Raw genomic sequence first — 12,629 nt, forward strand, 5'->3', positions numbered from 1 at the left:
CGCAATTAGAATGTATAACCAATACCGATCAGGAAATTCCTTGGCGCACCAGGATAGAGACGGTTAAAATCATAGCCACCCACCCAGTGCGTTTTGTTAAACACATTGTTAAGGTTACCAGATATCCTGAATTTATCGACGTTGTAATAAAGCGCTGCACTGAATAAAGTATATTCCGGAAGCTCCAGAACCGTATTCAAAGTATTTCTCTTTCCGGTATAGTTTACACCAGCACCAAGACCAAGGCCTTTTAATTCAGGATTCAGGAACGTATATTTTGCCCACAGTCCACCCTGCGCTTTTGGTGCATTCGCGGCTAGTACTCCGATAAGTTCGGGGTTGTCGCTTTTCGTTGTTTCGTTTCTGCTGATCGCGAAGTTTGCCGTGATGCTGAAATTGGGCATGATGGCACCGTTCACATCCAGTTCAATACCTTTAGAGCGTTGCTGACCAATCTGAGTAAGCTGTTCTATATTTCCGGGATTGCCAGCATTTACCAACACGTTGTTTTGTTCTATTCTGTAAAATGCCAGATTAGCAGATAATCTTTTCTCAAACAATTCCGTTTTGGCACCTACTTCATACATGTTGCTGATCAGAGGATCAAATGGTCCTCCGAAACGAGCCGGATCGCCAATTTGGGCAGCACTTTGAGGCTGGTAACCTTCGGTATAAGTTCCGTAAAGACTCACTTGTTCCAGCGGCGTATAAACCAGTCCAACTCTAGGAAGGAGTGCCTTTTGCTCTACTTTTTTCTCAGTGGCCTTCTTGTAATTCACCATATCGGTATAATACTCTTGTCTCAATCCCAATAGCACCTGGAATTTACCCACGCTGATCTGATCCTGGATATAAATGCCATGCTGATAATACTTTGCCGGATCAATCTGTGAAGAGGTGTTAATGTAACCGGAGATTTCAGAAATGGAATAATCAGGGTTTACCAAATCAAAATGAGGAACGTTTGGAACAGGATTGCCGCTCTTATCAAGGACAAAAGCTACATAGTTAGCTGGAAGTGGCTTGGTCGGATCAGGGACGGTAAAGTTTGCGGCGGTACCATCTATTCTACGATAGCCTGTAGCATTGTAATTTGAATTCCCTATTGGCGATTCATTTTGGATATAGTCGTACCCCGTTACAATTTTATGGGTAACCGGGCCGGTTTTCAGATCAGTCACAAAATACGCAGTGATGTTATCGCTGTAATTTTTACCCTGTCTGCGGATGGTTTGCATTTCCATCTTAGTCGGGATTGGCCTATTTAAACCATCCACCGCATAGCGGTTCGAAGTACGGTGTTCCAGTAAATCCTCATCATACAGGAACTTCATGTAAGAAACGTTAAATGTTACCTTTTCACTGATCTTTCTGCGCAATGAAGTAGTTACATATAAATTGAGCTCATTCTCAAAATCATTTCTTTTTCCCACGGCAAAAGAAATAGGGGTAGAGTTGAGGTTTGTACCTGCAGTAGCCCCAAATATCGGCTGACCGCGATCCAACCTGCTCTTGGTCTTGGAATACACAAAATCAAAGTTCACGGAAGTTTTCTCATCGGGAATGAATGAAATGGAAGGTGCAATCACGATGTCCTCACCACCTTGTAATACCCTAAAGGATTCTGCATTCTGGTAAGCCAGGTTCAAGCGGTAGAGCAAAGTTTTACTTTCATTCATGGGGCCTGTAAAGTCGGCCATCAGGCGGTTGGTATTCCAGCTTCCCGTTGCAAAATTAATCGATTTGCGTGCCTCGTCCAAAGGTTTTTTCGTTACAGTATTTACAATACCTCCTGGGTCTGCATTCGCAAACAGTGCAGAAGCAGGGCCTTTGATCACCTCAATGCGTTCTACATTGGGCAGCAAAGGCTGGCTCCAACTGCTTGTTGGCGTTCTCAATCCATTGATCAGCGCGTTGCTGGAGCGGAATCCCCTCAATGAAATATCATTATTATAGTAAGAAAAATTGGTAGCACCGCTGATGTTTTTGATGACGTCACTAGCTTTAAAAGCCTGTTGATCTTCTATTACTTCCTTGGTCACATAACTGATCGACTGTGGTACATACCGCAAAGGCGTTTCCGTTTTGGTCCCTGAAAAAGACTTGGTATTCTTGTAAGCCTGTTCCTTCCTTCCTGTTATCTCTACTCCCTGTAATTGGTTGTCTTTATTTTCCAATTGAATGTTTACCTGTGTTTTCCCATTTTTAAGGATAAATGGGGTAATGGAGCTTACATAGCTATATAGGAAGTGGACAAGCTGTAAGTGCCTGGAGTAAGGTCTTTAAACTCGAAAATTCCCTCCTGATCAGTAACCTGAACCAAGTTCTTTTCTACTAATTTAACTGTAGCTCCTGGAATGGGCTTATTGGACTTGTCGGTGACTTTGCCATTTATATTTAACTGGGCTGATGCAGCCTGAGTAAATAACAACAAACAAAAAAAAGAGAACACAGGGTAGAGAATCTTCATGCAATACTATTTAGATTAATTAAAAATAACGCACAAATATATAAAGAGTTTCGACAGGAACAATAGCTACCAGTTGCATTTAAACCTAACATTTGATGTCTTTGATCTTTGTTTTTATTTTCTATCTCAAACCTTGAAATCTATTCCACTGGGAATAGATTACGGTATATGGGCTGGGGTGGGAATTGAAAATCAGCTTAAAAACAAAAACCGGAGCACTTTTCTTAGGAAGGCTTCCGGTCTGTTCGGTTAAAATGTGGGAGATACTGGGCTCGAACCAGCGACCCCTACCTTGTCGAGGTAGTGCTCTAAACCAACTGAGCTAATCTCCCTGATCGCTATCAGACCCCTAAGGATCTTTTGTTTGGGTTAGCTAAGATTAGAAATAAAATACATTATGCAAAATCCAGCGTAAAAAAACATTTACCGTTATTTGGTTGGTTCTAAATATCAGCGATTTAATTTATTAAAATAAGCTTGACTAAAAGGTCTACAACTTCGTTTTTATCCAACGGAAGCGCTGAACCCATTATAGAGTAGCCTTCTACATATGGCAACAACAAAGCAACAATATCTTTTGGTTTATCTGAGAACGAGGCTAACAAATCCACAAGCCATTCCGCATACTGCTGATAGTAGCTTTTCATCTCCTCCGCCAAATGTGGATCCCGGCTTGATAGTGCCCAGATTTCACGAAACATAGTACAGTGTGAATGATGATTTCCATCAACAAGTAAATCACTCAAGATTTTTTTCAAAAAAAGAGTTGCCGTATGAGGTTTATTCGGATTAAACCCCTCCCACTCTCTGGAAACTTCTTCCTGGCATTGTTTAAAATAGAATTGAACCGTAGCGATAATTAAGTCTTCCCGGGTCTTATAATAATATTGAAGATTGCTCAACGAAATCCCCGCCGACTCAGATACCTTCCGCATAGATAAAGCGGTAGCTCCCTCCTTTCCAAGGATATTGATCGTCGTCTCAATTATTTTATCCGTTTTCTGCTGTCTATTTCCCATTTGTCATACAAATCTAAATTAAATAATTAGAATTCTTAATGTAGGTCAATAGACCTACTTTAGCTGAAATAGGTCTATTGACCTACAAATATAAAATTTATAATTATGACAAATCTTAAGAACACAGCAGCATTAAAAGTATTGATTGCAGGCGGGTATGGCCATATCGGGAGTAATATTGCCAGACATCTACGCAAAAAACATCCTGAAATTAATTTAATATTAGGTGGTAGACATCCTGAAAAAGGGCATCAATTTGCTGCGGAGATAGGCCGGACTGAATGCATTTTTCTAGATGTGAATAAGCCGTTCGATTCTGATTCTGCTGGCAGTCCAGATCTGATTATAGCTGCATTGCAAGACCATAAAAACATGTTATTTGACGCTGCAGTGGAAAACAATATATCGTATATCAGCATCACCAGAACTGCCGATGAAGTTGCACCAATGATATTTAAAGCTTTACAAAAACAGCCTTTATCTAAATTAGTTCTCACAGACCACTGGCAGGCTGGAGTGTTGACCATTGTGGCCAAACAGGTAGCAGAACAGTTTCAGCAAATCAACACCATAGAAACTGCCTGTGTATATGACGAGCTCGACCCGATCGGACCTATGATTGCAGCCCAAATGGATAGCTTTGTAACCAGGGCGCTGATCAGGAATGAAAAGAACTGGATATTTGTTGACGCAACGGAATATCCAAGAGATTTTTATCTGGCAAATGGTACCGCAGCCCGGGGATATCCAATGGGTACACTGGATGTCCCCTCTCTTGCATCCCTTACAGATGCCTCAAATGTGCGGTTTGATATTGTGATCGGGCAGTCAATAGGCACCAATCAGGGTAAAAACGCATCACACGATCTTTATATCGATATTGAAGGCATATTAGTTTCCGGGAAACCAGCAAAAATGAGGACAATCGTTTCAGACCCAGCCGGACAATCTCATTTAACAGCACTCGGGGTGTTAATTTCCGTCGAAGGAATATTTGGCCTTTCAGGGCAACTGCCTCCCTCAAATGGTGGGATATATCTGCCAGAAACTTTATTGAATGCAACCAATGCAGTAAAAACGCTGAAGGAATTTGGTGTAACCATTACGCAAACTGAAATTTAGCATGAAAAAGATCCTCGTTATAAACGGACATCCAAACCTTAAAAGCTATAATTTTGCATTAGCAGAAGCCTACCGCGAAGGAGCGTCTTCTACAGGTGCGTATGTTGAGCAGATCAATCTGGCTGAGCTGAAGTTTAATCCGAACCTGGAATTCGGTTATACACAGCGGATTGAACTGGAACCTGATCTGCAATCGAGTATTACAAAAATTATGGCTGCGGATCATTTGGTATGGATACATCCGGTTTGGTGGGGTGGCTTTCCAGCAGTAATGAAGGGATTCATTGATAGAATTTTTTTACCAGGAATTACATTCAAATACCGGGAGAACTCACTTTGGTGGGATAAATTACTCGTCGGTAAAACAGCCAGAATCATTACCACACTGGATCAGCCTGCATGGTACTACTGGTTATATTATTCCAGTCCCAGCGTAAATCAGTTAAAGCGAAGTATTCTAGGTTTTTGTGGTGTCAGGCCTGTAAAAGTCACTTATTTAGGGATTATAAAACAAGCTAACCCCCAGCGCCGTGATAAATGGTTGAGACAAATTTATCAGTTAGGCAGAACCCAGACCTAAGGCTTGTACGCATTAAAGAGCTGATGATAATATCAGCTCTTTAATTGTCCCGGTGGTAATTATTTCATCCCTTTTCTCAGATAGATATTACCATAAGAAGAGCTGATGTCGTAAGTAGAACCAGTTCCGGGAGAAGCGGTTATAGAAGTATAAAAGTTTTTTTCGGTCTGCTGTGTTGGTTTCAGTTGCAGGTCGCTATATATTTTACCGAAGCGGTTAGTCAATTTGATTTCTCCAATCTTTTTTTCATTCAGGGAAGCATCTATACCGCCATATATGGCTTCGACCCTGATATTCCCGTTTAAATTCTCGAGTTCGACAATTCCATAGGTTGAAACGATATCTGCATTCGTATTAGCCGGCAATTTAACTTCAATGGTGATTGCCATATCCTTTTGCTGATAAGTGGCACCTACGCCCGGGTGTTTATTCCGGTATGCATCTAATTCTGCTTTACTATTCATACGGATCTTTATGCCATTCTCTACTACATAATAGGCGTCGGGAATCTGTGAAAGATCGACTTTATTGCTAATTGATATTTTCCCGTCCTTCCTGCTCTCCGACAGTGTGAATGCACCGTCGTTTTCACCATCATTTATGTTCACAGAGGCAGTAACCTCGACTTCTTTTTTATCCCATGTGCTAACATGAATAATCTTCGGATAGTCAAACTTTAATTCTATTTTCTGACCAGCTGCTACCGGATAAGTCCTGCTAACAGTGCTCTGGGAAAAAGTAGCACCTGGTATAATGGCTAACAACAAGCCGGTGATGATAAGTTTCATATGCTGATTTATTTCTGTCTCAGATATACATTATTATAATTTGATTTGAAGATCAGATCAACACCGCCGCCGTTAACGGTTCCTTTGATATTCTCTCCTGCATTGTCAGATCTTCTCAGTGTTACGGTTTCAATATTAGCACCCGAGACAGTCGTTGCTGCATTGTCAGTAATGTTTTTCGTACGGTCGGTACCCTCAAATCCTGTAACATTTGTTCGGCCGCGATCGTTCTGATTTTTGTTTTGAGCTCTGTTTTTGTCTACTGCTATTTTAAAATCTTCTGCAGCGAAAAGCTTACCATATGATGTGCCCAGCTCAATATTGGCTTTCGTGGACACCGGCATTGAAATATCTACCAAACCATAAACAGATATGATAGATATCGGTCCTTTTACCTCATTAGTAAAACTGGCATCTACTGACCCATATATTGCCTTTATATTCATCGGTCCGCTGTTATTCTCCAGCTTAATTTTATTGTGCGTTGCTGACACCTCAATTTCATTTTTCAAATCTCTCAGCAGAAGTTCACTGCTGTACAGTGTACTGTTATTAGTAAAGGATATTTTCACATTCTGAGGAACCTTAATTTGAAGAATTCCACTTTGTTCTTTTACAACTGAATTTACGTTGATATCCTGACCATTAACGCTTACATCCAGCCCCAGACCTGTATTATCGGTGAATCCGGACCCACTTAGCGGCTTAAGACCTTTAGCGCGCTCATCAACAGGCTCTTCTTTGCCATTAACAATATTGAATACGATCTCATTCCCATTATATCCTTCTACAACCGCCCCGTTTACATTCAGGTTAAGACGCCCTGAAGATTTGGATACCTTATACTCTTTCTGCGCCCAGGCAGAGATGCTGAATGTTAATAAGGTGAATAGTATTATAAATTGCTTTTTCATATTAAGTATGTTTAAATTTTATTTTTATTAAGTAGTAATGTGTATGCCTCGTCCTTAACGGCACTAAATGTTTTTGGATCATCTGCCAGAGCAATTAGTCTGGCGTCAACTTTAGCATTTTTAAGATTCCCCAGCAATCCAACTAACTCTAACTGTACCATTGGATCTTCCTGACTAAATAATGATCGGACCAGAAGAGAAGATGCATACTCGTTATTTACATATTGTCCGATCACACCAAGAGCTGCTAGACGTACGTTACTGTTTCCATCATAATTTAAAGTTCTGGCCAATCTATCCAGCGTGTGCTTACCAGCATCGCCAGTTTTCTCAATATCTAATACTGCTGCTAATCTGACGCTTGCAGAACTGCTATCTCCCAAACGCACATACAGATCTTTTGGAACAGAAACAGGTTTGCTATTTTGGTTTGCCAGCATCCCATTCATTCCGGCCCCAGACCTCACAACCCTTGCAGGTTTCAAGGGTACACTACCGGGTTCTGTAACACGATCAGACTGGCTTAGTGTAACTGCCGAACCAGAGTCTCCGGTCTCATCTGTTTTTTCTGTTTCAACCTTTGGAGCGGTCTGATGCACCACCTGTTCAAGGTTGCCTTCGACAGTGTTTTTCGTGTTAAAAAGATAAACTGTACTTATAGCAATTAAGACTGCCGCCGCCGCATACCAAATTTCCCTCCTGAACAATGGAACCGTTTTTACTTCTTTCTCTTGCTCCTTACTTTCCTTCAATCTGCTTTTGATTTGCTGAAGTACGTGGGCAGGCGGTTCCATATGGTCAAACTCTGCTCTGTTTTCTTCTACAAATTTTTTTATAGGATCAATCATAATATGACTTGTCTTTTAATAGTAGATATATTTTTTTCTTAGCGCGGTGATACTGCGTCCTTACAGTACTATGGGATATTCCCAATACGCCTGCGATCTCCTCGTGCTGCATATTTTCAAATAAATATAGATTCAGAATGGTCTTATACCCTGGTGGTAGACGCTCAATACAGCTTCTTACATCCTCTACCCGACAATCGAATAATTCATCCTCTTCTATGCTATATTCATTCTCATCTGCAAATTCAGTATGTTCTAAATCTGAAAAAAGGATTTTCTTCTTCCTCAAGTGCGATATCGAACGGTTAATTGCTATCCTTCTCACCCATGCCTCAAAACTCAAAACTCCAGTTAACTTCCCCATATCATTAAATACGGTGTAAAATGTGTCCTGCAGAATATCTTCGGCCTCCCCGGTATGCGATACAATACGCGTAATTGAGTTGTACACCCCCTTTGCATACTTATTGTATAATGCGGTAAACCCCGAGTCGTTACCCGCCTGGCACATGGCAATAAGCGTCTGATCAGTTACCTTCTCTGTTGACTGCATTTATAATTTTATAATCTATCGGTTAGAATCCTGAAAATACATGTTTTATATAGGGTAGTCGCAGCACATGAATTAATGTTGCATTGTTTTTTAAACATTTTAAAATACTAAGAATAAGCCGGTACCGATCTATTCAATCCACTAAAATAATTCCTACCTTAACTTAGTATGATAACCTCAGCATAATGTTAGAAAATTTCCCTTTTTACCTGAGTTTAATTTTAGCCATAGTACTACTGATTATGCTGGCTAATAAAATAAAGGTCGCCTATCCTGTACTGCTTGTTGTAGCCGGACTAGCGATCAGCTTCCTCCCCGGGATCCCAACCCTGCATATCGACCCCGAGCTTATTTTTTTTATCTTTCTTCCCCCACTGCTCTATGAAGCCTCCTGGGCTGTATCCTGGAAGGAAATGTGGCGCTGGAGACGAATTATTACCAGCTTTGCCTTTGTTGTCGTATTTCTTTCGGCCATGTCGGTAGCCTTTGTCGCAAATCATTTTATACCCGGCTTTTCTCTAGCCCTTGGCTTTTTACTGGGCGGCATTGTCTCGCCACCAGATGCCGTAAGCGCTGGTGCTATCTTAAAATTCGTAAAAATACCCAAGCGGATGTCTTCAATCCTGGAAGGTGAAAGTCTGCTGAATGATGCCTCTTCGTTAATTATTTTCCGTTTTGCGTTAGTAGCTGTGGCAACAGGTCAGTTCGTATGGCAGGAAGCAGCACTGAGTTTTAGCTGGATGGTGATTGGTGGTGTAGGTATTGGCGTACTAATCGGATGGGTTTTCATGAAGATCCATAAACATCTGCCTACCGACGTTAATACAGATATTGTATTAACAATTTTAGCTCCTTATATCATGTATCTCTCAGCGGAAGAGGTGCATAGCTCTGGTGTACTTGCTGTAGTTGCCGGCGGCCTTTTATTATCTAATAACAGGCATCTCTTCCTTAGCAGCACATCACGCCTGCGTGGAGTAAACTTCTGGGAAAGCTTCTGTTTTGTGCTAAACGGTCTGGTATTTATGCTGATAGGCCTCGATCTGCCGGAGATCGTATCCGGCCTGGAAGGTGTCAGTATTTCATCTGCGATGGGTTACGGTCTGCTGATTACCGCAGTGCTGATTGTGGGAAGGATCTTATCTGCATATGGTGCAGTGGTTATCACGTTAATAGCAAGCAGGTTTATCACTGTCGCCGACAACAGGAACCCCGGCTATAAGGTACCCCTCATTCTTGGATGGACAGGCATGCGCGGGGTGGTTTCACTAGCAGCAGCATTATCAATACCTGTACAGTTGGCTGACGGAAGTGCCTTCCCGCAGCGCAACCTTATTCTTTTTATCACTTTTATTGTTATTCTGGTCACGCTGTTATTGCAGGGGTTGACTTTACCTTACCTTATCCGAAAAATCGGAATCCCCAATCTGGATCAAACTTTACCGGAAGAGGAAGTTTATCAGGGTATCCGTAAGCAACTAGCACAGCATTCGCTTACCCATTTGCGGACAAATTACAGCACACAATTAAAAAATCAACCGATATTGCAACAGATGGCTGTTAAATGGGAAGCCAATAGTTCATCCGCAGGTAATGAACTGATGGCTGAAGAGTGTAAAGTAATTTATCTGGATATCCTGAACGAGCAGCGGTTATGGCTGCTAAATAAAAACCAGGAAGAGGAGGCACTTGATGAAGATATTATTCGTAAGCACCTTCAATTTATTGATCTGGAAGAAGAAAAATTGAGCTTCAGCTGAGACTAATAAGCTTAACTATATTTAGCTAAATGTCCGGCAGTGTACGTATATCGTTCGATAACGGACAAATTCAGTTAGAGAAAAAACATAAAAACCTGTACAACAGTTATTTGAATGCTAATTTCCTCTTGGCACAAACTTGGTAGACTGCGAACTAACTCGTATTTATTTCATTGAAACCAATGCCGCTATGTTCAGACTCAATTTAAAAATCGCTTTGCGTAATCTCTGGAGAAATAAAACTTCTTCCGTTATTAATATCGTTGGTCTGGCGGCTGGTTTATCTGCGTGTTTGCTGCTGCTGCTTTACGTCAATTATGAATTAAATTTTGACCGTAGTTTTAAGGATGCAGACAAAATCTACCAGGTGATGACTAATTTCCAGGATGCCAGTGGGAAAATAACGAGTACCGGAGGCTCGCCGGGAGATGGAATTGCAATGACTATCAGGTCCAAAATACCTGAGGTAGACGCAATAACCCGAATCGGAGGTGGCGATGAGTCGCTCATTGCCAATAAACAAAATGTATTTAAGAAAAAAGACCTGTTTGCAGATCCCGAGATTCTTAAAGTTTTCAACTACGAGTTCATCGCCGGCGATCCTACATCTGCACTCAGTATGCCAAATTCGGTTATATTAACTGCTCAGACAGCGAAATTATTATTCGGCACTACAGATGTACTGAATAAAACCGTGAGATATAAAAATGCAAAAGATCTAAATGTTACTGGTGTGATCAGAGATTTACCTGCCAATACATCTCTCAGGTTTGATTATTTAATGCCCTGGTCTTTCTTCGAAAGCATAAACGATTACCTTAAAAATCCAGGTTGGGGAAATTTCAACTTCCTGGCAATGGCAAAAGTTAATAATCCGGCCAATATTGACCTGATTAATTCGAAGGTAAAAAAGCTTTTCAACGAGGATTACACGGAACAAAAGAACGAGAATTTCTTATTCCCGCTAGCCGATAAACATTTACATGGTGAATTTTTGAATGGTAAGAGCATAGGTGGAGACATTGAACGCATTTACCTTTTTACGGCATTAGCCTTTGGTATTTTGCTTGTCGCCTGCATTAACTTCATGAATATGGCCACTGCTAAATCAGAGCGGAGGGCAAAAGAAGTGGGTATTAAGAAAACTATGGGCGCAACCAGAAACTCACTGGTTACCCAATTCCTTACTGAAGCAATGGTCCTTACTACAATTGCTGTGTTGATTGCTGTTGCCATTACCGAATCTAGTCTACCCCTTTTCAATAACCTTTTGGAAATAGATATAAGAATTGATTATGCTAATACAGGTTATTGGCTGGGAATCCTGACGGTAGCAATCCTGACCGGACTTTTGTCAGGTACTTACCCTGCATTATACCTATCTGCATTTAGCCCGATTCAAACTTTAAAAAAGAAAACGGCCCGTGCGAAAGCCATTCCCTTTAATCTAAGACAGGTACTAGTGGTCGGGCAATTTTGTTTTGCCATCATGCTGATCATTGCCACGCTTGTAATCTATAAACAAATGCAGTTTATAAAAAACAGACCAGTGGGGTACAATATCGATTTACTTGCTCAAATGCCTCAAGATGGAGAATTGTCTGGCAAATTTGAGTTGTTTAAAGAGCAATTGCTGAAAACCGGTGCGGTAACGGCCGTCAATGAGGCATCGCAAGGCATGACTAATGCAAGTGGATGGTTTTATGGCTTTCAGTGGCCAGGAATGGAAGAGCAGGGAAAGGATATTGTTTTTAACCGCCTGCAGACGGGGTATGATTTTGTAAAAACAAATGGGGTGGAAATGCTTGCAGGACGTGATTTTTCCCGCGATTTCGCTTCAGATACTGCAGCAATTTTACTAAGCAGTACAGCTGTGAAAGCCATGAAGCTTAAAGATCCGATAGGGATGAATGTAAATCTCTTTGGAAAACAATTGAGAGTGATTGGAGTTTTCAAGGATTTCGTCTGGGACTCTCCCTATCGTTCCGGACGCCAAATGGTGATTGATTTCAATAAAGATCCGGGCGGAATCGTAAATATGCGATTAAATACAGCTAACAGTCTGACAAAGAATATCGAACTGATCTCAGCCGTCGCCAAAAGTATCAATCCGGATTATCCGGTAGAAATAAGTTTCGCCAATGAGCTGTATTCCAGAAAGCTGCATTCAGAGAAAGTCCTGGGCATACTGGTCAACTTATTTGGAGGCATAGCCATTTTAATTTCTTGTCTTGGACTTTACGGCCTGGTTACTTATAGTGCAGAACAGCGAACAAAAGAGTTTGGCGTACGACGTGTACTGGGAGCCTCGGTCGGCAGTATTATGAAACTGCTCTCCATTTCCTTTCTGAAAATGGTATTGGTGGCTGCATTTATTGGTGTGCCCCTAGCCTACTATCTGATGACCAAATGGCTCACTAATTTTGACTTCAGGACAACTATATCATTATCGATTGTGCTGATATCAATCGCAGGAACTTTATTAATCGCATTTTTAACAGTATGTTTTCAGGCTTACAAAGCGGCAACAGCTAACCCTGTAGACGCGTTGAAATATGAGTAAAAGTTAAATATT

General features: G+C 41.2%; 12 protein-coding genes and 1 tRNA gene. 5 read left to right on the forward strand and 8 right to left on the reverse strand.

Features of this window, described 5'->3' with window-relative positions; all coding sequences use genetic code 11:
• Positions 1 to 5: 5 nt before the first annotated feature.
• Both BM192_RS08390 and BM192_RS20630 read right to left on the reverse strand, forming a co-directional pair.
• Positions 6 to 2,177 (reverse strand): TonB-dependent siderophore receptor, encoded by a 2,172-nt coding sequence (locus tag BM192_RS08390; protein WP_051760188.1) that lies wholly within the window; start codon positions 2,175 to 2,177, stop codon positions 6 to 8.
• 53 nt (positions 2,178 to 2,230) lie between these two features.
• Positions 2,231 to 2,470 (reverse strand): carboxypeptidase-like regulatory domain-containing protein, encoded by a 240-nt coding sequence (locus BM192_RS20630; protein WP_083401128.1) that lies wholly within the window; start codon positions 2,468 to 2,470, stop codon positions 2,231 to 2,233.
• Positions 2,471 to 2,543: 73 nt separating this feature from the next.
• On the opposite strand from BM192_RS20630, the gene BM192_RS21350 reads away from it, so the two are divergent.
• Positions 2,544 to 2,723, forward strand: coding sequence for an SMR family transporter (locus BM192_RS21350; protein ID WP_201771411.1), 180 nt, complete (start codon positions 2,544 to 2,546; stop codon positions 2,721 to 2,723).
• A gap of 4 nt (positions 2,724 to 2,727) precedes the next feature.
• On the opposite strand, the gene BM192_RS08400 is transcribed toward BM192_RS21350, so the two are convergent.
• Together BM192_RS08400 and BM192_RS08405 are read right to left on the reverse strand one after the other, a co-directional pair.
• Positions 2,728 to 2,802 (reverse strand) — tRNA-Val (locus BM192_RS08400).
• Positions 2,803 to 2,928: 126 nt separating this feature from the next.
• A complete protein-coding gene (locus BM192_RS08405) occupies positions 2,929 to 3,489 on the reverse strand; it encodes a TetR/AcrR family transcriptional regulator (RefSeq protein ID WP_037443785.1) in 561 nt (186 codons plus the stop codon).
• A 105-nt stretch (positions 3,490 to 3,594) separates the two neighbouring features.
• On the opposite strand from BM192_RS08405, the gene BM192_RS08410 reads away from it, so the two are divergent.
• Both BM192_RS08410 and BM192_RS08415 read left to right on the forward strand, forming a co-directional pair.
• Positions 3,595 to 4,611, forward strand: coding sequence for an SDR family oxidoreductase (locus BM192_RS08410; RefSeq protein ID WP_037443787.1), 1,017 nt, complete (start codon positions 3,595 to 3,597; stop codon positions 4,609 to 4,611).
• A 1-nt stretch (position 4,612) separates the two neighbouring features.
• Complete coding sequence (locus tag BM192_RS08415; protein ID WP_037443790.1) at positions 4,613 to 5,191, forward strand: NAD(P)H-dependent oxidoreductase; 579 nt, start codon at positions 4,613 to 4,615, stop codon at positions 5,189 to 5,191.
• 59 nt (positions 5,192 to 5,250) lie between these two features.
• On the opposite strand, the gene BM192_RS08420 is transcribed toward BM192_RS08415, so the two are convergent.
• The 4 genes from BM192_RS08420 to BM192_RS08435 are packed head-to-tail and all read right to left on the reverse strand — an operon-like array spanning position 5,251 to position 8,294.
• Positions 5,251 to 5,979, reverse strand: a complete 729-nt coding sequence (locus BM192_RS08420) for a DUF4097 family beta strand repeat-containing protein (protein ID WP_074963952.1) — start codon at positions 5,977 to 5,979, stop codon at positions 5,251 to 5,253.
• An 8-nt stretch (positions 5,980 to 5,987) separates the two neighbouring features.
• Positions 5,988 to 6,893: a DUF4097 family beta strand repeat-containing protein gene (locus tag BM192_RS08425; RefSeq protein WP_037443798.1), complete on the reverse strand. Its 906-nt coding sequence runs from the start codon at positions 6,891 to 6,893 to the stop codon at positions 5,988 to 5,990.
• Between the two features lie 11 nt (positions 6,894 to 6,904).
• Positions 6,905 to 7,741 (reverse strand): HEAT repeat domain-containing protein, encoded by an 837-nt coding sequence (locus tag BM192_RS08430; protein WP_037443801.1) that lies wholly within the window; start codon positions 7,739 to 7,741, stop codon positions 6,905 to 6,907.
• Complete coding sequence (locus tag BM192_RS08435) at positions 7,734 to 8,294, reverse strand: RNA polymerase sigma factor (protein ID WP_037443804.1); 561 nt, start codon at positions 8,292 to 8,294, stop codon at positions 7,734 to 7,736. Before BM192_RS08435 ends, BM192_RS08430 begins: the two co-directional genes overlap by 8 nt.
• A 185-nt stretch (positions 8,295 to 8,479) precedes the next feature.
• Between BM192_RS08435 and BM192_RS08440 the strand changes: the two genes are divergently transcribed.
• Together BM192_RS08440 and BM192_RS08445 are read left to right on the forward strand one after the other, a co-directional pair.
• Positions 8,480 to 10,054 carry a Na+/H+ antiporter gene (locus BM192_RS08440; RefSeq protein ID WP_037443806.1) on the forward strand — a complete coding sequence of 525 codons (1,575 nt, stop codon included), beginning with the start codon at positions 8,480 to 8,482 and terminating at the stop codon, positions 10,052 to 10,054.
• A gap of 190 nt (positions 10,055 to 10,244) precedes the next feature.
• Positions 10,245 to 12,617, forward strand: coding sequence for an ABC transporter permease (locus tag BM192_RS08445; protein ID WP_037443808.1), 2,373 nt, complete (start codon positions 10,245 to 10,247; stop codon positions 12,615 to 12,617).
• Positions 12,618 to 12,629 lie beyond the last annotated feature (12 nt).

This window comes from Pedobacter antarcticus, from assembly GCF_900112985.1.
GTDB classification, from domain to species: Bacteria; Bacteroidota; Bacteroidia; order Sphingobacteriales; family Sphingobacteriaceae; genus Pedobacter; species Pedobacter antarcticus.

Coding starts and splice junctions, on each gene's coding strand:
- BM192_RS20630 (WP_083401128.1), bottom strand. CDS start 2,470: ATGAAGATTCTCTACCCTGTGTTCTCTTTTTTTTGTTTGTTGTTATTT.
- BM192_RS08405 (WP_037443785.1), bottom strand. CDS start 3,489: ATGGGAAATAGACAGCAGAAAACGGATAAAATAATTGAGACGACGATC.
- BM192_RS08410 (WP_037443787.1), top strand. CDS start 3,595: ATGACAAATCTTAAGAACACAGCAGCATTAAAAGTATTGATTGCAGGC.
- BM192_RS08415 (WP_037443790.1), top strand. CDS start 4,613: ATGAAAAAGATCCTCGTTATAAACGGACATCCAAACCTTAAAAGCTAT.
- BM192_RS08420 (WP_074963952.1), bottom strand. CDS start 5,979: ATGAAACTTATCATCACCGGCTTGTTGTTAGCCATTATACCAGGTGCT.
- BM192_RS08425 (WP_037443798.1), bottom strand. CDS start 6,893: ATGAAAAAGCAATTTATAATACTATTCACCTTATTAACATTCAGCATC.
- BM192_RS08430 (WP_037443801.1), bottom strand. CDS start 7,741: ATGATTGATCCTATAAAAAAATTTGTAGAAGAAAACAGAGCAGAGTTT.
- BM192_RS08435 (WP_037443804.1), bottom strand. CDS start 8,294: ATGCAGTCAACAGAGAAGGTAACTGATCAGACGCTTATTGCCATGTGC.
- BM192_RS08440 (WP_037443806.1), top strand. CDS start 8,480: ATGTTAGAAAATTTCCCTTTTTACCTGAGTTTAATTTTAGCCATAGTA.
- BM192_RS08445 (WP_037443808.1), top strand. CDS start 10,245: ATGTTCAGACTCAATTTAAAAATCGCTTTGCGTAATCTCTGGAGAAAT.